We start from the raw sequence: 23,404 nt of genomic DNA, 5'->3' as shown, positions 1-23,404 counted from the left end.
TAATCAAAAGATGTGTTAATAAAATGTATCATTTTCTTAAAACAGACTTTTGATTGAGATTAGAGAAATAAAAAAAGAGACTATAAAAGTCTCCTCCTCGTTAAATTAATTTCTTTAAAATTTCATGTAACTGCTTTTCTGTCTGTTCAATTGTGCCATTATTATCAATAATTTCATCGGAGAGATCTTTTTTAGTGTGTAATGGAAGCTGTGACTCGATTCTCATTTTGGCTTCTTCCTCTGTATATCCATTTCTCTCCATAAGACGTTTAAGCTGTGTTTCCTCATTCACATACACAAGAATGGTTTTATCAACCATATAAGTTAATTTACTTTCAAAAAGCAATGGTATATCAAGCACTACTGCCTTTGAATTTCTAGCTTTTTCTTCTTCAACTCCGTTTAGCATTTCTTTTCTAACTGCGGGATGTACTATTTTGTTTAATTGCTCTCTTTTGGAATGGTCACCAAAAATAATGGAACCAAGCTTTTCTCGATTTATGGTTTTATCTTGATGCAATATTTCATCACCAAAAAAAGAAAGTATTTGTTGATAAGCTGGCTTTCCAACCTCAACCACTTCCCTAGAAATCTGGTCTGCATCTACAACGCGGATTCCCAGGTTTTTCAACATATTTGAAACTGTACTTTTTCCACTTGCAATTCCACCCGTTAGACCAATAACTACTGTCACTATGATAAGCCTCCATTGTCTAAAGTTTCCATATCCCTATCATAATGAGAATAATACCCGGTAGGCAAGAAAATTTGTCCATCCACGCAAATTTAGAGAAAATATGTCCTGATTTAATCCCAATTGATACAAATAACGAGCTCATACACGCTACTAGTAAACTCATTACAATAGGAGAATAACCTAATAATGCAGCGCCAATGCCTGCTCCGAAGGCATCCAGTGATAATGCCAGCCCAAGTAACAATGCTTCAACACCTGTAATCGTACCAGATTTATCAATATCTGCCGTCATAGGTTTTCTAAGTATATTGATGACAATTCCAAATGTTTTGATCTCAAAATTAATTAACATTTTTTCCGTTTCTTCTTCATCTGAAGTTTCTTCTTTTGCAGGACGGAAAAATTGGTACAAAACCCATGCGCCAATAAACACTAAAATAATACCACCAAGCTTTTCAGTTACGACAACTGGAAAGATTTTTGTTAATAGCTCACCAAGAAACATCGCTCCAAGCATTGTGGCAGCAGAACAACACGCAATAATTAATATTGATTTGATTGGTATCCTCATTTTTCGCATCCCATAAGTAAATCCAACTGAAAAGCTATCCAAACTAACTGCGATCGCTAATAACAAGAGTGATGTATATTGAAACATATTGCCTAGCTCCTTCCTTCTAATTGCTAAGATAGTGTATGATGAACGCCTAGAGAATGTTAAAGAAGGTCGCTTTATTTTTTTAAGTATGGATTACTTTATGATTTATATGGTTTCTTTATAAATAAAAAAGGCAAAAACATTTTTATGTTTTTTGCCTTTTCTCTTCATACTATTTTTGACATTGCTCACAAAAATGAGTTCCACGTCCGCTCACAACTGTTTTAGTTAATGTTTTTCCACATGTTTTACATGGCTCATTTGTTCTGCCATAAACGTATAATTGAAGCTGAAACATACCGATTTCACCTTGTGTATTTACATAAGAGCGAACAGTACTGCCTCCTTGAGCAACTGCTTCTTCAAGGGTTTCAATGATTTGCTCATGTAAAATCTTATATTCCGCTTTTGTTAATTTACTGGCTATACGATCTGGTTTAATACCTGATCTAAAAAGAGCTTCATCTACATATATATTCCCAAGTCCAACAACAACTGATTGATCTAACAAAGCCGTTTTAATTTTCCGTTCAGTTTTTGCTAGACGACCTCGGAGATAGTCCACCGTGAATTCTTCAGAAAATGGCTCTGGACCTAATTGAGAAAGTGGAAGTGTACGTTCTTCTTCTCCCTTCTTAAATAAATGCATAGTCCCGAACTTTCGAACATCCCGATATCTTAACTCCGTTTGATCTGTAAACGTGAAAATAACATGTGTATGATGATCAAATTCCTCATGTGGTTGATATAAACCATATCTTCCTTCCATTCGCAAATGAGAAACAAGAACAAAATCATCAAGTATAAATTTTAAGAATTTGCCTCTGCGCTTAACATCATGAATTGTTTGACCAATTATTGCATCTCTAAATTGTTCAGGCTCTTCTGGCTTTTTAATGATTTTAGGCCAATGGATATTGACTCCGTCTATTGTTTTCCCTTTCACTAACTGAAGCAACGTTCGTCGTACCGTTTCAACCTCTGGTAATTCAGGCATTGTTAATTATCCACATCCTTTTTACATTAGAACTTAGCTTATCACCTAGTTCTAATGGCGAAAGCATTAGTTATTCCTATAGTATAAAAACAAAGGGGCCAATCAAGCCCCCTTACATTCTATGTTATTTTGCATCATACCAAGAATCTCCATAAGAATAGTCCACCTTAAGCGGCACTTTTAACTCAACCGCATTTTCCATTACTTCTGGAACAATTTTTTCTAAGATAGGGACTTCTTCCCTAGGTGCTTCAAAAATCAATTCATCATGCACCTGTAATAACAGCTTTGTTTGCAGCTTTTCTTGCTTTAATCTTGCAGCCATATCAATCATCGCTTTTTTGATAATATCGGCTGCACTTCCTTGAATTGGAGTGTTCATAGCAGTTCGTTCAGCAAAACTACGAAGATTAAAGTTTCTGCTCGTGATTTCAGGAATATACCTTCTTCGATGAAGCAATGTTTTAACATAACCCTTCTCTCTTGCATCAGCTACAATATCATCCATATAGTCCTGTACTCCAACAAAGGATTCTAAATAGCGCTTTATAAATTCACCGGCTTCTTTACGAGTAATCCCCAAACTTTGAGAAAGCCCAAAATCACTGATTCCGTATACAATGCCAAAGTTAACAGCCTTTGCTTGTCTTCTCATATTTGAAGTCACTTCATCTTCTTCAACATGAAACACATCCATAGCTGTTTTCGTATGAATGTCTAAATCATTCTGGAAGGCTTCAACTAAATTTTGATCATTTGCGATATGCGCTAATACCCTTAATTCAATTTGTGAATAGTCAGCCGCAAAAATGACCCAATCTTTATGAGAAGGTACAAAAGCTTGACGAATCTTACGTCCTTCTTCTAATCGAATCGGTATGTTTTGTAAGTTAGGATCGATTGAGCTAAGTCTTCCTGTTGTTGTTAGCACCTGGTTAAAACGAGTATGAATTTTATGTGTGTCTTTATGAACAACTTTTAATAACCCTTCAATATAGGTTGATTGCAATTTACCTAACTGACGATAATGCAAGATATCCTTTACGATTTCATGCTTATCCTCAAGCTTTTCTAATACATCCGCTGAAGTTGAATAACCTGTCTTCGTCTTTTTCACAACTGGCAGCTGAAGCTTCTCAAATAAAATAACACCAAGTTGCTTTGGTGAATTAATATTAAATGATTCACCAGCATGCTCATAGATATTTTTTTCAAGAGTGTTTAATTGTTCTGCTAAATGTTCACCCATCTCTTTTAAACGGTCCACATCAACAGCTATTCCCTCTGCTTCCATTTGCGCAAGAATAAGAGATAAAGGTAATTCTAAATCATACAATAGAGATGACTGATCATTTTGTTCGAGTTGTTCAATTAACCTTTCTTTTAAATCAAAGATCGCTAATCCTTTACGAACAAGGTGCTCACTAAGAGTCTCTTCACCAGGAATAGAACGTTTTGCACCTTTTCCATAAACAGCCTCATCAGCTTGTACAATCGATATCCCATGTGCTTTAGCTACACTAGCCACGTCATCAAATGTTGCCGAAGGATTCAATAAATAAGCCGCAATTAAAATATCAAAGTCAATCCCTTTTAAAGAGATTCCTTTCCAACTTAAGCCAACTGTTGTTTTTTTACCATCATAAACTGTTTTACGTTTGGTTTCGTCTGCAGCCCATTCCTTAAATAAATCAGAGTTAAGAGCAAGTTCAGCTGATACATAATAATGACCATTTTTATTTATAATTGAAACGCCACTTATATCTGCCTGGTGATAACTATCCTCTAGTATTTCTACATACAGTGCTGCTTCATCTGTCAGTACATCTGAGGTAAGCTCTGTTACGTTTTCAAAGCTGATATCCTCGTACACTTCTTCCTCAGCTACATCTTCACCCATCTTTTCTAACAAAGAATTAAAGCCTAGCTCCTTAAAGATTTCCTTTACTTTACTAGCATCGAATCCTTCATATTGCACTTCATCCAATGTGATCGCTAAGGGTGCTTCACAGTCAATCGTTGCAAGCTTTTTACTCATTAAAGCCTGCTCGCGATTTTCTTCAAGCTTTTCCTTTAATTTTTTCCCGCTTACTTTCTCAATTGAATCTAATACACTCTCTAATGTTTTAAACTCACTTAACAGTTTTATTGCTGTTTTTTCTCCTACTCCCGGTACACCAGGAATATTATCAGACGTATCTCCCATAAGACCTTTCATATCAATAATTTGCTCAGGAGTTAATCCATACTTTTCCATCACAAAGTCAGGCGTATAGGAATCTACATCTGTTATCCCTTTTTTTGTAATATCAACTGTTATTTTATCTGTAACTAATTGAGTTAAATCTTTGTCCCCTGAAATAACCTTAACTTCATAACCATCCTGTTCAGCCTGTTTGGAAAGAGTTCCGATAATATCGTCTGCTTCATAGTTTTCCAGTTCATACCTTGAGATTTGATAAGCATCTAATAGTTCTCGAATAAACGGAAATTGCTCTGATAGCTCAGGAGGAGTTTTTTGTCTTCCGCCTTTGTATTCTTGGAATGTTTTATGTCTAAATGTTGTTTTACCTGCATCGAAAGCCACAAGCATATGAGATGGCTTCTCATCTTCTAGTATTTTCATTAAAATCATGGTAAATCCATAGATTGCGTTCGTATGTACACCTTTGTCGTTATTTAATAATGGTAGGGCAAAGAAAGCCCGATAGGCAATACTATTCCCATCAATTAATACTATTTTTTTCGTCAACTTTTACAGCCTCCTGTATTCATTGTTGAACAAGCTCTTGTTCAACATTTTATGTCTAAAGCTCTCTTTTACTGGTCTATTGATTTCTAATTCAGACACTCGCTTTTTGCAGGAGGTCCGGGAGCACTCTTTTACTTGTACATGTACCTAAATTAGCAATAAACCAAAAAAGACCCCTTATTTCCTTCTATTTTATCATGTCTTGAAATAGAAAGGAAAATCAGGGGTTCTATATAATTTGTTATTGTTTTACTGGACTCCCTTTAACAAAGAAGCATAAGGAGAATTGAACGGAATAATAATGACGGTTTCTTCATCAATTGTTTGTTTATATGATTGTAATGTTCGATACATCTCATAGAAGCCTGGATCTTTAGAATAAGCAGTATTATAAATTTTCGCTGCTTCCCTTTCACCCTCACTTCGAATAACATCAGCATCAGCCTGTGCCTTTGCTAGCATCTCTTTTACTTCTCGATCAGTATCTGCGATGATACGATTCTTTTCAGCATCACCTTTTGACAGATACCCCTGTGCAGTTGATTCCCGTTCAGAAATCATTCGTGTGAATACTGACTGCTCATTTTCAGCAGGTAAATCTGTTCTTTTCATTCTCACATCTGTCACAACAATCCCATAGTTACCATTTTCTAATAAATTATTAACTATCTCCGTTACTTTATCATTTAAACTTCCTCTTGAAGATTTTTCATCATTAATAATCTCATCATAGTTTAATTGACCTAGTTCAGAACGAACTGTTGAAAAAACATATTCAGCCATCTTCGTTTCAGCATTAACAATCGACCTTGCATTGGAGATCATCTTTTTAGGGTCACTTATTCGCCAAACTGTATAGTTATCAATGATTAACCTCTTCTTATCCTTTGTATTAATTTCAGCCTCTTCTACATCATAAGTCATTTGATATTTAGGAAGAGTTGTAACTGATTGAATAAACGGTATTTTAAAGCTTAATCCTGGTTCTTCAATAATCTTCACAACTTCACCGAATTGACGGACAACCTTATATTCATTTTCTTTAACGATAAAAAGGTTAGTGAAGACTAATACAAGTAAGACAATTAAAATTAGAAGAATAATCCCTCCACGTAAATATCCCTTGAATGAAAAAGCAGGTTTCTTCTCCTCCATGTTGACAATATTATCATTGTCCATTCGTATCACTTCCTTCCTGTTCAGCTGGTACGACAGGCTTTGAAGCCGGATCTTTAATCGGCAAATACTTCATTGTGTTTCCGTTATCTTCCATAATATAAATCTCAGCATTTGGGAGAACTTGATCTATTGTTTCTAATACTAAACGCTTCTGTGTAATTTCTTTGTTATTAACATATTCGTTATAAATTGCATTGAATTGTGCAACATCTCCACGCGCCTCTTCCATTCGGGCGGCTTTATCACCAGCTGCTGAAGACATAATCGCATCCTTTTCCCCTTGTGCTTCTTCTGTTCGTTTATTCCGGTATTTATTTGCTTCATTCTTACGTGTATTCATCGTTTCACGGGCATCAGTAACAGCTGTAAAAGCTTTTCTAACCTCTTCATTTGGTAGATCTACATCCTGAAGCTTTACGGCTAAAATGGTAATGCCAATATCATAGCCATCTACAAGATTCGATAATAATTCCTGGACTTGTTTCTCAATTTCTACCTTTCCAGACGTTAAAGCATCATCAATTGTTGAGCTTCCAATAATACTTCTCAAGCTTGCTGATGTAGCATCTTCTAACATCTCCTGTGGATTTTCCGCATTAAATAAATATTTACCTGGTTCGGTAATTTTCCACTGAACAACCATATCTGCTAAAACGATATTTTCATCACCCGTAATCATTTTTGTTTCTTTTGGGAAATCTTTTACTTCACCATCCTCAGATTCCTCATAACCAAACTGTAAACTGAAGGTTTCTTTAGATAGAACTTCAACTGATTGGATTGGCCAAGGCATCTTAAAATGTAAACCTGGTTCACTAATTCCTTCTTCTACCTCTCCAAGAGTAATCATCACGGCTTGTTCTGACTCATCTACGGTATACCATGAAGTAAAAGCAACAACTCCTAAGACCACAATTAACAACGCAAATCCGAAGATCGTGAGTACTCGTTTTATACTTAACATCCAACCCCTGCCTTTCTTATTCGGTACATTTAGTATGTACTGCTTTATTTTTCTTGTTAAGTTATATACGAATCACCATTAAAAAGGTTTCACATTTCCCTTTTAATAGCTTCCCACTATTAGTATTAATTAGAAAATAAATTTATGAAGAGTTGAATTTTATGAGGATTTATTTATGACAACAAAAAAAGGGACGTGAGTTTATTTGGTAAACTCACGTCCAAAAGATTGGCTCCTTGGATGAAGGGGTTTTCACTTAGTATATTACCAACATTTTATTAAGTAATAATAAACCTAGTGTAAATTAATTGTAAATAATGTCGAATTTAATAGATCAAAAGGTTTTATGGCCACTCCGTTATGAGGTTTCATCAAATTTTCTATTCAGCTTAACTGTAAACGTAGTACCTTTTCCAACTTCACTTTCCACACTAATTTGACCTTTATGAGCTTCCACCAAATGTTTTACAATAGCCAATCCTAAGCCTGTTCCCCCAGAGTTTCTACTTCTCGCCCTGTCAACACGATAAAATCGCTCAAAAATACGTGGAATTTCCTCCGTTTTAATACCGATCCCAGTGTCTGAAACAGTAACGATTGCATAATCAGGATATTTATCCACTTTTACATGCACAGAGCCACCTTGTGGAGTATATGTTAGAGCATTACTAATTAAATTAATAAAAATTTGCTTTAATCGATAAATGTCGCCTTCAATATAAGTTAGACCTTCAGGTAAAGAAACAGAAAGCTCTACCTCTTTTTCTCTTGATTTACTTTCTAACATTACAGTAATATCATCCAAGATCTCCCGTAAATCACATGTTTGGATTGATAATTCAAATCCTTGCTGTTCAATTTTCGATAAATCAAGCAAATCTTGAATTAAAGATTGTAAACGATCGCTTTCCTTTAGAATAATAGATAGGAAGTATTCGGCTGTCTGCTTATCACTAAGTGCCCCGTCCAGTAATGTTTCACTAAATCCTTTAATAGATGTGATAGGTGTTTTTAATTCATGTGATACATTCGCAACAAAATCCTTACGCATCTGTTCGAGTTTTTTAAGTTCAGTAATGTCATGAAATACAAGGACAATTCCTTTCCATTCATCATTTGTTCCAATAATAGGTGCCCCATACACTTCAAAATGCTTACGTTCAATCTTCAAGGGAAGATGAAGCTGCTTTCTGACTTTTACCTCAGTCATAAAAATCTCTTCAACAATTTCAATAATTTCTTTATGGGTGAAAGCGTCATAATATAACTGATAAAGAAACTTAGCAGAGTCAACCTCAAATAATTCTTTATATGCTCTGTTGACTAAGTTAATATAACCTCTTCCATCAATCAAAATTAGCCCGCTTCCCATATTTTCAATTAACGTTTGCAAACGATCTTGTTGCATTTCCTGTGCCCTTGTCATATCTTGAAGGTTTCGAGCGAGTATATTAATTGACTGACTTAGTATTCCTGTTTCGTCTAAATGATCTTCATATGTACGTGCTTTATAATTTCCCTTTGCAAGTTCCATAGATACTTTAATTGCAGACTCAATCGGCCTGGTAAATTGGGCTGTAATTCTTACTCCAATTAATAATATAATGATAAATGCGATACCGAGACTAGCTACTAGAATACCCCACATTTGTTGATTTACCTTAGTTAAAGAACTCACAGACACGCTAACGAGCACAATCCCTTCATAAGCAGCTTTTTCCTTTATTGGCAATCCATAATAAGCTACCCCGTTAACTTGGTCACTATAATAATAGCCCTTAGATTGTCCCCTCATGATTGGAAGTACGTTATTCTTCAATGAATTCATATCGAGATCTTGTGTTAAATCACCTGCATCAAACAAAATGGTGTCATCTTCATCTATGATAGTAATATGTGATTTATAATCTTTCCCTAAATCAGACAGTAATTCTGAGATTTGAGAGTTCAATAAATCATCACGTGATATGATCGTTAATATTGAATTCGCTTCTCTTTGTAACTCTTCTTTAAACGTGTTCAGATAGTAGCTATTAAAAATTTGCCCTAGCAATAACCCTAAGCCAACCAGTACCGCAATGATTAATGTAATAAGGGCAAACAAAAAGCGTGAACGAAATCTATTCATTCAGCTTTGGCTCCTCAAGCTTATACCCCAACCCTCTTATTGTTTTAATATATAATGGTTTTTTTGTATTTCTTTCTATTTTTTCACGTAGGTGACTAATATGAACATCCACAATTCTAGTATCGCCCGCAAAATCATAATTCCAAACAGCACTGAGTAACTGATCTCTTGTAAGCACTCTTCCTTTATGTTTTGCTAAATACACTAGTAATTCAAATTCTTTAGGAGTTAAATCCAAACGTTCTTTTCCATAATAAGCCTCGTAGTGATCAGGTAACACTCGTAAATCGCCAATCAGTACTTGATTTTCATCCTCAATTTCTTGCACCTCAGGTTCAGGCTGTGACTGACTGCGTCTTAATATAGCCTTTATTCTTGCTACAACCTCTCTAGGGCTAAAAGGCTTTGTCATATAATCATCTGCACCTAATTCTAAGCCTAATACTTTATCGAATTCATCGTCTTTTGCGGTTAGCATAAGAATTGGCACCATGATTTTCCTTTGTCGAAGCTGTTTACACACTTCAATTCCATCCATTTTCGGAAGCATTAAATCAAGCACAAGTAAATCAGGCTCTTCTTTCAAACAAGTATTCAGACCTTCTTCACCATCCAAAGCTGTTGAAACTGTATAGCCTGCTTGTTCCAAATTATACTTTAACAAGGTTGATATTGATTGTTCATCATCTACTACTAATACTCTCTTACTCATATAGGCCTCCAGAGATTAAATTTCCCTTCAATTGAACCAATCTATTTTATTCGTTATTTATCTATGTTTGTTAGTTCTATTCTAGCGAATAGTTGGGAAAAAGGGCAACTATTGTTTGTAATAATGTTTTTGTTTTTAATTCACCTTATCTTCACAACAGGATATTTCTTCACAAAAAAACTGGCTCTAAGTAGAGTCAGTTAGTTATCAGCACATTTTAGTTAGAAGTTTTCTAATGCTTTTCCTTCCATTGGAGTCATTTTGTGAGGAGGGCATACTGTGATTTTTCCTTCTAAAACTGTTTGTTCTTCACTATTCACAGCATGGATATTTACTACAATTTTATTTTCGGAAGTATGGACTTCTCCAACCTCAAAGAGAAATTGGACAACATCATAATGGTATAACGGTTGAAGGAATGAAATTTCTTGGTTTACAATGTGGCTTCCTGGACCTGGTAAATATTTCGATACAGCTGCTGTAATGATTCCAGTTAGCATGATTGTTGGTACAATTGGCTTTTCGTATGGAGTTTGTGAGGCATAATCATGCTGAATATAAAGTGGGTTGGCATCATTGGTTAGTCCTAAATAAAGAAGTAAATCCTTATCTTCCATTTTTTCTGTTAGAGTTAATTTTTCTCCAACCGATATTTCTTCGATATGTCTACCAATCTTTCTCTTTTTGCCAAGAAGCATTTTAGCACCCCTTTTTCCAAATTAGTGAAACTGATTTACAACACTGTAACTTTACTATTTAGGTTATTTCTTAGTAAAAAAGAAAATTGAGGAAATCCTCAACTTTCTTTTTATTTTAAACACTTTCTTAAGATAATACTTTCATAACGTTTCTAACAGAATCAGCAGATTTTTCAAGTGCTGCTTTTTCTTCTTCGGTGAGCTCAAGTTCAATAATTTGTTCAAGACCATTTCCACCTAGTACAGTTGGAACACCTAGGTAAATTCCATCAAAGCCATATTCTCCTTCAAGATAAACTATAGATGGAAGAACTCGTCGTTGATCTTTTAAAATGGCCTCTACCATTTCCACCAGTGAAGCTGCAGGTGCATAGTATGCACTGCCGTTCCCTAGCAGATTAACGATTTCACCGCCACCCTTACGTGTTCTTTCTACAATTGCATCTAATTTATCTTTAGACATTAATGTTTCGAGAGGAATACCACCCGCATAAGAATAGCGTACTAATGGTACCATATCATCACCATGTCCACCTAAAACAAACCCTGTTACATCCTTCACAGAAAGGTTAAGCTCTTGTGCAACAAACGTACGGAAACGAGCTGTATCTAACACTCCTGATTGTCCAATTACTCGATGCTTAGGAAAACCTGACTCTTTAAAAACTGTATAAGTCATTGCATCTACGGGATTGGTTAACACAATGATCGTGCATTCAGGAGAATACTTAACAATTTCTTTTGTTACAGCCTTCATAATGCCTGCATTTGTTGCAACAAGATCGTCACGACTCATACCTGGCTTCCGAGCAATACCTGCTGTAATAACGACAATATCAGAGTTTTCTGTGTCTTCATAATTAGATGTTCCGATAATGTTTGCGTCGAAACCTTGTACAGGACTAGCTTCAAGCATATCAAGAGCTTTCCCTTTTGTTGGGTTTTCCATTTGAGGAATATCAACTAATACTACATCTGCAAGTTCTTTTTGCCCTAATAAAAACGCTGTAGTGGCTCCAGTGAAGCCCCCACCAATTACGGAAACTTTTCTACGCTTAATAGCCATATGTAAACATCTCCTTAAATTCTGTATAAATTAGGAAAGAGGGCAAAGCGCATAAATGAAGTACATTTATGCGCAAAGCCCCTCTTTGATTCTATTCGACTTTTCATGGTCAATTCTTGCAGAGTACCTAGATACCCTAATTACTGTGTTTTTTAACAGAGCTTTTTAGGTTACAAATTAACCCATGTTTTTGATTAACTCATCACCGAACTCAGAGCATTTAACTTCAGTTGCACCTTCCATTAAACGAGCAAAGTCATAAGTTACAACTTTAGAAGCAATTGTTTTCTCTACTGATTTCATTACTAATTCAGCAGCTTCAGTCCATCCTAAGTGCTCAAGCATAAGAACACCAGAAAGAAGAACAGAAGATGGATTAACCTTATCAAGACCTGCATATTTAGGAGCAGTACCGTGAGTTGCTTCGAAAATTGCATGTCCTGTTTCATAGTTAATGTTTGCTCCTGGAGCAATACCAATACCACCAACTTGTGCAGCAAGTGCATCAGAGATATAGTCACCATTTAAGTTCATTGTTGCAACAACATCGAACTCACGTGGACGAGTTAGAATTTGTTGTAAGAAGATATCTGCAATAGAATCTTTTACAATGATTTTTCCTGCTGCTTCAGCATCAGCTTGAGCTTTGTTTGCAGCATCTTTACCTTCGTTTTCAACGATGCGGTCGTATTCAGCCCATGTAAATACTTTATCACCGAATTCTTTCTCAGCTAGTTCATAACCCCAGTTTTTGAAAGCACCTTCAGTAAATTTCATAATGTTACCTTTGTGAACAAGTGTTACTGATTTACGGCCGTGTTCAATTGCATAGTTAATAGCAGCTCTCACTAGGCGGCTAGTACCTTCTTGTGATACAGGCTTAATTCCGATACCAGATGTTTCTGGGAAGCGGATTTTATTAACACCCATTTCATTTTGTAAAAAGCTGATAAGCTTTTTAACTTCTTCTGATCCATTGGCATATTCAATACCAGCATAAATATCTTCTGTATTTTCACGGAAGATAACCATATCTGTATCTTCTGGACGTTTAACAGGAGAAGGTACACCTTGGAAATAACGCACTGGACGTAAGCAAGTGAATAAATCTAATTCTTGACGTAGCGCAACGTTTAGAGAACGAATTCCTCCACCGATTGGTGTTGTTAGAGGTCCTTTGATTGCAATTAGATATTCACGAATCACATCAAGTGTTTCTGCTGGTAACCATTCACCTGTTTGGTTAAAAGCCTTTTCACCAGCTAATACTTCTTTCCATACGATTTGTTTTTCTCCGTTGTATGCTTTTTCTACAGCTGCTTCTAGAACACGTGATGCAGACGCCCAGATATCAGGACCAATTCCATCTCCTTCAATGAATGGGATTACTGGGTTATTTGGTACGTTTAATACTCCATTAGTTGTTGTAATTTTTTCACCTTGTGTCAAGAAAATTACCTCCCGGGTTATGTAATTGATTTTTCAAATCTATTTTACCAATAGATTTACTTCTCTTAAAGTGTTGTTCCTTTTGTTTTTATAAAATTAATTAAATTTATATTATTCAGGCGTTTTATAAAAAGCCTGAATATTGAAAGCGTAGAAAACGATTCCACACAGTAATCCCCCCATAGAGGGAGGACAATGTGGAATTGTCTCTTCACTATTCTATATCACTATAAAATTATCCTCTTTGTTCTAAAGGAATATAAGCTTGTTTTTCTGGTCCAACATACTCTGCACGTGGACGAATTAATCGGTTATTTTCATATTGCTCTAGAATATGAGCTAACCAGCCTGATACACGACTTACAGCAAAGATTGGTGTGAATAAATCATGATCAATGCCTAAGCTATGGTAAACAGATGCTGAATAGAAATCAACATTTGGTGGAAGTGGTTTTTGAGAAGTAACTAATTCTTCAACTTTTGTTGACATCTCATACCATTTTGGTTCACCTGTAATTTTTGTTAGCTTTTCAGACATTTTCTTTAAGTGCTTGGCTCTTGGGTCACCTTGACGGTACACACGATGTCCAAAGCCCATTATTTTTTCTTTATTTGCTAACTTCTCATTAATATAGCTTTCAGCATTTGCTACTTCACCAATTTCTGAAAGCATCTTCATTACTGCTTCATTAGCTCCTCCGTGTAAAGGACCTTTTAGAGCACCAATAGCAGCTGTAACACCAGAATATACATCAGATAATGTTGCAACACATACACGTGCTGTAAAAGTAGATGCATTTAATTCATGGTCCGCGTGTAAAACAAGCGCTTTATTAAAAGCTTCAACAGCAATTTCATCTGGCTCATTTCCTGATAATGTATATAAGAAATTTGCAGCCATTGATAAATCTGTTCTAGGCTCAACTGGCTCTAAACCTTTACGAATACGAGCAAAAGAAGTAACAACAATCGGAAGTTGTGCTTGTAGACGGATTGCTTTTCTGTAGTTAGCCTCTGTATCCATCACATCTGCTTCTTCATCAAACAAGCCAAGTAAAGATACAGCAGTACGTAGAGCAGCCATTGGGTGAACTTTATTGATAGGGTATGATTTGAAGTGTTCAATAACTTGCTGTGGAATTTTTGCATTTTCCGCAAGTTGTTTTTTAATTTCATTTAATTGTTCTGCATTCGGAAGTTTTCTGTGCCATAATAAATAAACCACTTCCTCAAAGCTTGCGTTTTCTGCTAAATCATCAATGTTATAGCCCGCATATGTTAATGTATCATCAATAATCGAGCTTACAGATGAAGTAGTTGCAACGATACCTTCAAGACCTTTTGTTGCTGTCATATAAATCCCTCTCCTTTACCTTTTTTCCCCATTTGTTTCATCTTAAAAGTTTAAATGATATAAGTAGTAGAAATCCTACTTGACTCAGTCATAAACTGTTCCATATGTAAGGAAAGAAGCTTTTGTCAAAGTAGATATTTCTCTATGTTTCGTAGATCACGAATCATGAATTTATAGTATTATTTTAAACTTTTAGATGATTGAGCGCTTGCTCACATGCAAGCAAAGAAAAAGAAAATGCTTACATTTTTCATTATTTTGATAAAGCATCACTCCGTTAAAATCGAACGTGATATACACTATCAGGTAATCTTTTAAATGATAGATCGTATACCTATCTCATATCAAGATGAGATAAGGTTGCCTTATCATGTAGGCATTATTTTAGAACATATCCCTATTATAAACAATTATCAGACTTTTGTGAATGAAAACCACTTTATTACTTAAAAATTTGTTAGAAAAATTTTATTTTAGGGATTTTTTCGTTAAAACTGCCTTACTAATATAACCATAACATATATTTGTTATATTAGTGTATAATTCATCTAAATTAATTGGCTTTTTAAAGTAAATGTATGTTTAAGAACTAAATAGTTTTACAATTTGCATGGCTAGATAAGCTATTCCTGCCCCTATTAAAGGACCTACAGCCACACCATTGAATAACGAAACTGCTAGAATTGTGCCAAATACCAGAGCTGTTGTAATATGAGGATCTTCAGCTAGCAACGTTAGCCCGTTTTTGGCAATTAAAGCGACAGCTATCCCCGCTCCTAAAGCAATCCAAGCATAAGAAGATTTTAAAGCGTCAATTAGTTGCTTAAATCCAATTTCTCCTGTTGCTATTGGCACTAAGACAGCAATTGTAATAACCGTAACTCCCCAGTTAATTCCCTTTGCCCCAATAGTTGGCAATAACTTTGATTCTAATCCAACCAATTTAATGACTAGCAAGCATCCAACAGCTATTAACAATGATTGATTTTTCGCTAAAAATCCAACTCCTAATAAGATTAATAAAAAGAGTACTGGTTGACTAAACACTGAGTAAAACCTCCAAATAGTAATAATATGGTTAAACCATGACAAAACATCGAAACTCAAAAGATTAATTCAAATAGTATAAACAAGCTTAATATGTAATAAACATGCTATATAGCCTTATTTAAAGATTTGAAAAGCCCATAGGAATTGAAAAATGGGGAGGAATTCATTAAGTGAATATGAATTATTTATATAGCATGTTAAGACTTTTACTTATTATCGCTGTTACATTTTTAGGAATATCAATATGTTATTATCTATCTACTTTGACTTATCCATTTTTAATTGCAATCTTAATTGCTATGATTATTAATCCTCTTGTAAATGGGTTGGAACGGATTCTCAGGATTCCGAGAGGATTTTCAGTGATTATCTCAATTATTTTACTGATTTGTTTAATAGCAGGTATTCTCATTCTTTTAGTAGCAGAAATTGTAACAGGAACCACCTATTTAGCAAGAGTTCTCCCTGGACATTTAGAGTTATTAGCTGTTTACATCGAAACATTCTTTGTTACAAAAATCATGCCACTATATAACCAATTAACATACCTTTTTAACAGTCTTGAATCAAATCAGCAACAATCCATTATCTCAAACATTCAAAATATCGGTGAATCAGTTGCATCCAGTGTTGGAAATTTCATCAAAGGCTTTTTAGAAAATATTCCAGTCATCATTAGTTGGCTCCCAAATGCCGCAACTGTCATCATCTTCTCTTTACTTGCAACTTTTTTCATTAGTAAAGATTGGTATAAATTTAAATCTGCTGTTTCAGGTTTACTACCACAGAGAGCAAAATCAAGTGGCAGGACAATTACTGATGAGCTAAAGAAAGCATTGATAGGTTTTATTCGTGCACAAGCAACCTTAATTTCCATTACCACCGCCATTGTTTTAATAGGACTTTTGATTTTACGGGTTGATTACGCGATCACAATCGCTTTATTAATTGGTTTAGTTGATATTCTCCCATATTTAGGTACGGGCTTAGTGTTCATTCCATGGATTATTTACTTATCGTTCAGTGGAGGAATACCGCTTGCTATCGGACTAGGAGTATTATACCTTATCGTCTTAATACAGCGTCAAATAATGGAACCAAAAGTACTTTCCTCCAATATCGGACTAGATCCACTCGCTACCCTCGTTTCACTTTTTATAGGTTATAAACTAATTGGCTTTTTAGGGCTGATTGCTGGGCCAGTTGCATTAGTCATATTAAAAACATTTAAAAGCGCGGGTTTATATGAGGACCTATGGAAATTCATCATAGGGAATAATAGATAATAGTAAAACAAACGGGGCTGATACTAAGATCAGCCCCGCAATTTCTTTGGTCAACTTCTACCTAATGATCGTTATCCGATTTTTATCAATCATTTTTCGAATAGTTGCTAATAAAATCGGTTTAAACTTATTTCTGCTAAATGGAAATAACAATAAAAACCCAACTGTATCTGTTATAAAGCCAGGAGTTAATAACAAAACTCCACCAATCAAGATACAAAGCCCGTCAATAATGGCCATTCCAGGAATTTGTCCAAATTGCATGTCTTGCTGAGCTTTTCTTAACGTTTCCAATCCTTGTTTCTTAGCAAGCCAAGCTCCTACAACACCCGTTAAAATAATAAGTAATACAGTTGGAATTGGACCAATTGCATTGCCTGATAGTATTAAAATTCCGATTTCTAGAGCAGGTATAACAATAATAAGAAACATTAATAATCGCATGTATTCACCTCTTAAACTCTACTAATAAAACGATAAGCCTCTATACCTCTCTATTCTATTCTAAAAATGCAAAAAAAAGAAGGGAATACCCCTTCTCTTAATGATAATTATAGTACACTTGCATGTCCTTGGTAAATAACTCCTCGAACAGCGTCTACTGTAATATCTTGACCATCTTTTAACAATGTTGTTGCGTTTTCTACACCTACAATAACAGGAATTCCAAGACTTAACCCCACAACAGCAGCATGACTTGTTAAGCCACCTTCTTCTGTTACAAGAGCAGATGCTTTCTCAAGAGCATCCATCATATCACGGTCAGTTCCTTGTGCAACAAGAATAGCACCTTGTGTCATTTTTTCTTGTGCATCCTTTGCAGTGCTTGCCACTACAACCTTACCAAAAGCTGATTTACGACCGATGCCTTGTCCTTTTGCAATAACATCTCCAATAACGTGAACTTTCATAAGGTTTGTTGTGCCTGCTTCACCAACAGGTACACCCGCTGTAATCACAATAAGATCACCATGTGTCACAAGTCCGCTATTAATTGCCTCTAATACAGAACGATCTAACATTTCATCCGTTGTTGTGGAATGATTTCCACTTCTTGGGTAAACACCCCATACTAATGCTAACTTGCGAGAATATGAATCAGAAACTGTTACAGCAATGATCGGCGCTTTAGGACGATATTTTGAAATCATTCTTGCAGTGTGTCCACTTTCAGTAGGAGTAACAATTGCTGATACACCTAAATTTAAAGCTGTATAAGCTGTAGATTGGCCAATAGCATCTGTGATTGTTGTGCCAACCTGTGCACTGCGTTTCGATAAAATTTGCTTATAATCTAAAGCTTCCTCTGCTCTTGAAGCAATATTGTGCATTGTTTTAACCGCTTCCACTGGATAAGTACCGGCCGCAGTCTCACCAGAAAGCATAATCGCATCCGTACCGTCAAAAATAGCATTGGCTACGTCACTTGCTTCCGCTCTAGTCGGTCTTGGATTACGTTGCATACTATCAAGCATTTGAGTAGCTGTGATAACAGGCTTTCCTAGAGCATTACATTTACGAATTAATTCTTTTTGAACTAATGGAACTTCCTCTGCAGGAATCTCAACACCTAAATCTCCACGAGCAACCATTAAACCGTCTGACACTTCAAGAATCTCATCGATGTTATCTACACCTTCTTGATTCTCAATTTTAGGGATAATTTGAATATGGCCTGCATTATGCTCTTCAAGCAGCTCGCGAATTTCAAGTACGTCTGAAGCACGACGAACGAATGAAGCAGCTATAAAGTCAACATCCTGTTCAATACCAAAAACAATATCTTTAGCATCTTTTTCTGTAATACCTGGAAGCTTCACACTAACACCTGGTACGTTAACACCTTTTTTATTTTTTAATGTACCAGTATTTTTAATTAATGTTTTGATCTCACCTTTTGTTTGATCAAGGCCGATTACTTCCAACTCAATGAGACCATCATCTAGTAAAATTGTTGATCCAATATGTACATCATCAATAAGTCCTTCATATGTAACAGAGAACTTTTCTGTTGTACCAACTACTTCTGTCATTGACACAATAATTTCTTTTCCTGCCTCAAGCTCAATAGCACCATTTTCCATTGTGTTTGTGCGGATTTCAGGGCCTTTCGTATCTAGAAGAATAGCTACAGTTTTGTTTAGATTGGCAGAAGCCTCTCTAATATTTTTAATTCTTGCACCATGCTCATCAAAATCACCGTGTGAAAAATTCAAGCGGGCTACATTCATTCCAGCCTGCATTAATTCTGATAATTTATCAATTGATTCACTTGCAGGACCAATTGTACATACAATTTTCGTTTTGCGCATTTCGTTTCCTCCTACCATTTAGAAGGGTAAAGGTTTCACTTATCCCCTATTAGATTCGTTTCTTCCTTTACCCATTTTTAGTATGGTTTTATTGTTTTATTTTTAGCTTTGTAAAATAATATGGTAACGATACCAACTAGTATTTATATAGATAATTCTTTAGATAATCGGTACATATTATCATCAATCGTATGTGGTTGATCTAGTATTTCAAGAATATCATGGTGAACAAGTTCATTTTTTTGAATACCAACACAACGTCCACCTTTTCCTTCTAACAATAATTCAACAGCATACGCACCTAGTCTGCTTGCTAATACACGATCAAATGCAGTTGGGGAACCTCCACGCTGAACATGACCTAGTACAGAAACACGAGTCTCAAATGAAGTAGCTTCTTCAATTTGCTTAGCAAATTCAACTCCACTACCTACACCTTCTGCAACTACAATAATACTATGTTTCTTCCCTCTCTCATGACCACGTTTTAAGCGGGCAACAACATTGTCCATGTCATAGTCAGCTTCCGGTATTAAGATTGTTTCAGCTCCTCCAGCCAAACCAGACCAAAGGGCAATATCACCAGCATGTCTTCCCATTACTTCAATAACATATGTACGTTCGTGTGATGTAGCTGTATCACGAATTTTATCAATTGCATCTATAACTGTATTAAGTGCTGTATCAAATCCAATAGTAAAATCAGTACCAGGAATGTCATTATCAATCGTTCCAGGAACACCTACACATGGAAAACCATGTTCAGTTAGTTTTTTCGCTCCCATGTAAGAACCGTCTCCGCCAATAACAACTAGGCCTTCAATCCCATGTTTCTTTAATTGTTCAATTCCTTTTTTCTGGCCTTCTATTGTTTTAAATTCAGGACATCTAGCAGAATATAATTTCGTTCCTCCGCGGTGAATAATATCTCCTACAGAGCCAAGTTCTAATTTTTCTATTCTTCCTTCAATTAAACCTGTATATCCATGGTAGATTCCATAAACCTCTACATCATGATAGATCGCTTTACGTACAACTGCTCTAACAGCAGCATTCATACCAGGGGAATCTCCACCACTGGTTAAGACGCCAATTTTTTTCAAAACTTTCACCCCACTATAGATAAGTAGCAATACTAAATTACTTCCAAAATAACATGATTATAATGTCAATACAACAAAGAGTCAACTTTTGTCGAATAACCTTTTTATGAGCCTTTTTCATTATACAATAAATTATCTGCTGTGTTTAATGAATTATGTAATTTTGCAAAATTATTGTCCTACTTTGCCAAAAAGTATAATCTGTAAATAAAATAGAATGAATTGTCTTTTCTTTCACATCCGCAAAAGAAAACGTGGACCAGTCGGCCACACGTTTTTCTATTTTACCCCAAGTAGATCGTTTGCAAACGATACTTGACCTATTCTTTTATATTTTTCATAACGATGCTGAATTAATTCTTCCCCTGTCATAGTTGAGAGAGTTTTTAAAGAGCTTGCGATTACCTCAGTAATATTGATTGCTTGCTGAGCTACATCTTTATGTGCTCCACCTTTTACTTCTGGAATAATTTCATCAACTACACCAAGTTCCTTTAAATCTGGGGCAGTTATTTTCATCGTTTCTGCAGCTTTCTTTGCTAATCCTGAGTCTTTCCAAAGTAATGCTGCTGCACCTTCAGGAGAAATAACAGAGTAGGTAGAGTTCTCCAGCATATGAATATAATTTCCTACACCTAATGCTAGTGCTCCACCACTTCCACCTTCTCCAATAACGATACAAATAACTGGTACAGATAAACCAGCCATCTCGAACAAGTTTTTAGCAATTGCTTCACTTTGTCCTCTTTCTTCAGCCGCTTTTCCTGGATAAGCTCCTTTTGTATCTATAAAACATATTATCGGACGATTGAATTTATCAGCTTGTTTCATCAACCGTAATGCTTTACGATAGCCTTCAGGATGTGGCATACCAAAATTTCTTCGTATATTTTCTTTTGTATCTTTACCACGCTGGTGACCAATTACAGTTACTGGTACATCTCTGAACTTAGCTATACCACTAACAATGGCATCATCATCACCATAATATCGGTCACCATGACATTCAAAGAAATTAGTAAAAATTTGTTCAATATAATCTAGAGTTGTAGGGCGACTAGGATGCCTTGCTATTTGAACTCGATCCCAAGGCTTTATATTTGTATAGATTTCATTTTCAAGCTTTTCTAATCTTGCTTCTAATTTTTCAATTTCAGATGATAAATCAACATCAGATTGAGCAGTAAACTCTTTCAGTTCTTTAATTTTCGCTCTAAGCTCGGTAACTGGCTTTTCAAACTCCATCTCACCTACCATGTTATTTCACCTCCTGTTTGATGGATATCAAGTATGTTCCCAAGAGTTTCCTTTAATTCTTGGCGATTAATAACATTGTCTAATTGCCCGTGCTTCAATAAAAATTCAGCTGTCTGGAAGTCTTCAGGAAGCTCTTCTCTAATCGTTTGCTCAATAATTCTTCTACCAGCAAACCCAATTAAAGCACCTGGCTCAGCAAAATTATAGTCACCTAGTGATGCAAAGCTTGCCGAAACTCCTCCAGTTGTTGGATGTGTCATAACAGAAATGATCAACCCACCATTATCACTAAAAAGCTTAAGGGCAGAACTTGTTTTAGCCATTTGCATAAGACTTAAAACGCCCTCTTGCATCCTAGCTCCACCAGAAGCAGTAAAAATAATAATCGGTAATCCTTTTTCATTCGCATTTTCTATTGCTCGGGTAATTTTTTCTCCTACAACAGAACCCATACTTCCCATTCTAAAACTAGCATCCATGATAGCCACAGCTGTCCTAAAGCCGTTTATCAGACCTTCTCCTGTTACTACAGCTTCATTTTGCTTTGTTTTAAGACGATCTTTTTCTAGTTTTTCCTCATAATCAGGGAAGTTTAGAGGATTTTCAGATATCATATTTTGATCATATTCAAGGAAGCTATTTTCATCAAATAAGCTCTCGATTCGCTCTCTAGCATTCATTTGATGATGATATCCACAATTCATACAAACTTTTAAATTTTTATTAAGTTCTTTCGTATACATGATTTTTTTACAATTCGGGCATTTTATGACAATCCCTTCCGGAACATCTTGCTTAGCTTGCTCAGAAGGAATTGAGGCATATTTCTTTTTCTTTGGTTTTGGCTTAGTAAATAAATCTTTTAACAAAACGGTACCTCCCCTTTTTCTAAGGCACTGTATAATTGGCCGAAAATTTCCTATTAGCTCAATTTATAGCCAAAAATAACAACGTGCTTAAACATAGCCTTTATTAAAGCTGCTTCTATTTAAATCAGATAATGATTACATAATCTAGTATTCACTTTCAGAAACTGTTTTCTAGAAAATTGTCAGTTATATTAACTGTAACGATTGCTGGACAAACATGTTGTAGAAAGTTGTCAATATCTATTCGACATTTTCTTTAAGGGATACCGCTTCATATTGAATAAACACTTCTAAATGATCCTTTTTTATTAAAGCATCAAGCAACATTTCTAAATGTTTTTTTGGAAAACTATGCGATTGATCACCCTTATATACAAAGTTGACATATTCATTTAAAACATTCCAAATTCGATATAAGAGAAAATTATTTGCTAATTTAACAAGTTCAGTCATTAATTCAAATCTTGTTATCTCTGTTTCCTGAACTATACTAGATAATTCTACTAATTGTTCATTTATGTCACTTTGTAAGATTAACTGCAGGGCATTCTTTTCTAATAGCTCGTTCATTTTAATGACATCCTTTATTGCTTTTGTATCATCAAGAATAAAGGTTCCCAACAGTTCAATTAAATTATGCTCTCTAAAATCCTTTAAAAAAGTTCCTTCGCCTCTTCTTGTTTCAATCATTCCTAATAATTCAAGAGCTCTTAATGCTTCACGAACAGAAGATCTTCCAACTTTTAAATTCTCAGCCAGCTCTCTTTCTGAAGGAATTTTATCTCCATAAGAAAGCTGTTTGTCTGCAATGATTGTGCGAATATGGCGAAGGATTTCAATATAAACTTTTGAATGCGGAGTTGTCAAAGAAGA

Annotated in this window: 20 protein-coding genes; 1 reads left to right on the top strand and 19 read right to left on the bottom strand. The window is 35.4% G+C overall.

The window, feature by feature from the left end; genetic code table 11:
* Window positions 1-100 precede the first annotated feature (100 nt).
* The 13 genes from coaE to COD11_RS01765 form a co-directional block, all read right to left on the bottom strand.
* Window positions 101-694: a dephospho-CoA kinase gene (coaE, locus tag COD11_RS01825; RefSeq protein ID WP_098795045.1), complete on the bottom strand. Its 594-nt coding sequence runs from the start codon at window positions 692-694 to the stop codon at window positions 101-103.
* Between the two features lie 19 nt (window positions 695-713).
* The gene (gene ytaF, locus COD11_RS01820; RefSeq protein WP_098795044.1) at window positions 714-1,355 is read right to left on the bottom strand and encodes a sporulation membrane protein YtaF; all 642 of its coding nucleotides are present in this window, start codon (window positions 1,353-1,355) and stop codon (window positions 714-716) included.
* Between the two features lie 172 nt (window positions 1,356-1,527).
* Window positions 1,528-2,352 carry a DNA-formamidopyrimidine glycosylase gene (gene mutM, locus COD11_RS01815; protein WP_098795043.1) on the bottom strand — a complete coding sequence of 275 codons (825 nt, stop codon included), beginning with the start codon at window positions 2,350-2,352 and terminating at the stop codon, window positions 1,528-1,530.
* Between the two features lie 124 nt (window positions 2,353-2,476).
* Window positions 2,477-5,104 (bottom strand): DNA polymerase I, encoded by a 2,628-nt coding sequence (gene polA / locus COD11_RS01810; RefSeq protein WP_098795042.1) that lies wholly within the window; start codon window positions 5,102-5,104, stop codon window positions 2,477-2,479.
* Window positions 5,105-5,353: 249 nt separating this feature from the next.
* Window positions 5,354-6,283, bottom strand: a complete 930-nt coding sequence (gene hflC, locus COD11_RS01805; protein ID WP_098795041.1) for a protease modulator HflC — start codon at window positions 6,281-6,283, stop codon at window positions 5,354-5,356.
* The gene (gene hflK, locus COD11_RS01800) at window positions 6,273-7,247 is read right to left on the bottom strand and encodes an FtsH protease activity modulator HflK (RefSeq protein ID WP_098795040.1); all 975 of its coding nucleotides are present in this window, start codon (window positions 7,245-7,247) and stop codon (window positions 6,273-6,275) included. Before hflK ends, hflC begins: the two co-directional genes overlap by 11 nt.
* A 358-nt stretch (window positions 7,248-7,605) precedes the next feature.
* On the bottom strand, window positions 7,606-9,375 hold the full coding sequence (pnpS, locus tag COD11_RS01795; protein ID WP_098795039.1) for a two-component system histidine kinase PnpS: 1,770 nt from the start codon (window positions 9,373-9,375) through the stop codon (window positions 7,606-7,608).
* Window positions 9,368-10,087 (bottom strand): response regulator transcription factor, encoded by a 720-nt coding sequence (locus tag COD11_RS01790; protein ID WP_098795038.1) that lies wholly within the window; start codon window positions 10,085-10,087, stop codon window positions 9,368-9,370. The genes pnpS and COD11_RS01790 overlap by 8 nt, the downstream gene beginning before the upstream one ends.
* 221 nt (window positions 10,088-10,308) lie before the next feature.
* Window positions 10,309-10,785, bottom strand: a complete 477-nt coding sequence (locus COD11_RS01785; RefSeq protein ID WP_098795037.1) for a MaoC/PaaZ C-terminal domain-containing protein — start codon at window positions 10,783-10,785, stop codon at window positions 10,309-10,311.
* Between the two features lie 127 nt (window positions 10,786-10,912).
* Window positions 10,913-11,851 carry a malate dehydrogenase gene (gene mdh, locus COD11_RS01780; RefSeq protein WP_098795036.1) on the bottom strand — a complete coding sequence of 313 codons (939 nt, stop codon included), beginning with the start codon at window positions 11,849-11,851 and terminating at the stop codon, window positions 10,913-10,915.
* A gap of 177 nt (window positions 11,852-12,028) precedes the next feature.
* The gene (gene icd, locus COD11_RS01775; RefSeq protein WP_098795035.1) at window positions 12,029-13,300 is read right to left on the bottom strand and encodes an NADP-dependent isocitrate dehydrogenase; all 1,272 of its coding nucleotides are present in this window, start codon (window positions 13,298-13,300) and stop codon (window positions 12,029-12,031) included.
* A gap of 235 nt (window positions 13,301-13,535) precedes the next feature.
* The gene (citZ, locus tag COD11_RS01770; protein ID WP_098795034.1) at window positions 13,536-14,654 is read right to left on the bottom strand and encodes a citrate synthase; all 1,119 of its coding nucleotides are present in this window, start codon (window positions 14,652-14,654) and stop codon (window positions 13,536-13,538) included.
* Between the two features lie 582 nt (window positions 14,655-15,236).
* Entirely contained in the window at window positions 15,237-15,701 is a 465-nt protein-coding gene (locus COD11_RS01765) for a DUF441 domain-containing protein (protein ID WP_098795033.1), read from the bottom strand.
* A 173-nt stretch (window positions 15,702-15,874) separates the two neighbouring features.
* Between COD11_RS01765 and ytvI the strand changes: the two genes are divergently transcribed.
* Entirely contained in the window at window positions 15,875-16,990 is a 1,116-nt protein-coding gene (gene ytvI, locus COD11_RS01760; protein ID WP_098795032.1) for a sporulation integral membrane protein YtvI, read from the top strand.
* A 57-nt stretch (window positions 16,991-17,047) separates the two neighbouring features.
* Here the strand turns inward: ytvI and COD11_RS01755 are convergent, their stop codons facing one another.
* The 6 genes from COD11_RS01755 to COD11_RS01730 all read right to left on the bottom strand — a co-directional run bounded on the left by COD11_RS01755 (window position 17,048) and on the right by COD11_RS01730 (window position 23,398).
* Entirely contained in the window at window positions 17,048-17,434 is a 387-nt protein-coding gene (locus COD11_RS01755; protein WP_098795031.1) for an FxsA family protein, read from the bottom strand.
* A gap of 107 nt (window positions 17,435-17,541) precedes the next feature.
* Window positions 17,542-19,302, bottom strand: a complete 1,761-nt coding sequence (gene pyk, locus COD11_RS01750; RefSeq protein ID WP_098795030.1) for a pyruvate kinase — start codon at window positions 19,300-19,302, stop codon at window positions 17,542-17,544.
* Between the two features lie 143 nt (window positions 19,303-19,445).
* Window positions 19,446-20,405 carry a 6-phosphofructokinase gene (gene pfkA / locus COD11_RS01745; protein WP_098795029.1) on the bottom strand — a complete coding sequence of 320 codons (960 nt, stop codon included), beginning with the start codon at window positions 20,403-20,405 and terminating at the stop codon, window positions 19,446-19,448.
* Window positions 20,406-20,684: 279 nt separating this feature from the next.
* Complete coding sequence (gene accA, locus COD11_RS01740; protein WP_098795028.1) at window positions 20,685-21,662, bottom strand: acetyl-CoA carboxylase carboxyl transferase subunit alpha; 978 nt, start codon at window positions 21,660-21,662, stop codon at window positions 20,685-20,687.
* A complete protein-coding gene (accD, locus tag COD11_RS01735) occupies window positions 21,656-22,531 on the bottom strand; it encodes an acetyl-CoA carboxylase, carboxyltransferase subunit beta (protein WP_098795027.1) in 876 nt (291 codons plus the stop codon). Before accD ends, accA begins: the two co-directional genes overlap by 7 nt.
* A 240-nt stretch (window positions 22,532-22,771) precedes the next feature.
* Window positions 22,772-23,398, bottom strand: coding sequence for a FadR/GntR family transcriptional regulator (locus COD11_RS01730; RefSeq protein ID WP_176550943.1), 627 nt, complete (start codon window positions 23,396-23,398; stop codon window positions 22,772-22,774).
* Window positions 23,399-23,404: the final 6 nt, after the last annotated feature.

Origin of the sequence: Bacillus sp. AFS040349 (genome assembly GCF_002577655.1) — a bacterium.
In the GTDB taxonomy this organism is placed as follows: domain Bacteria; phylum Bacillota; class Bacilli; order Bacillales; family Bacillaceae; genus Metabacillus.
Note: the sequence above shows the minus strand (reverse complement) of the source record. Positions and strands in the feature narration are given on the sequence as shown.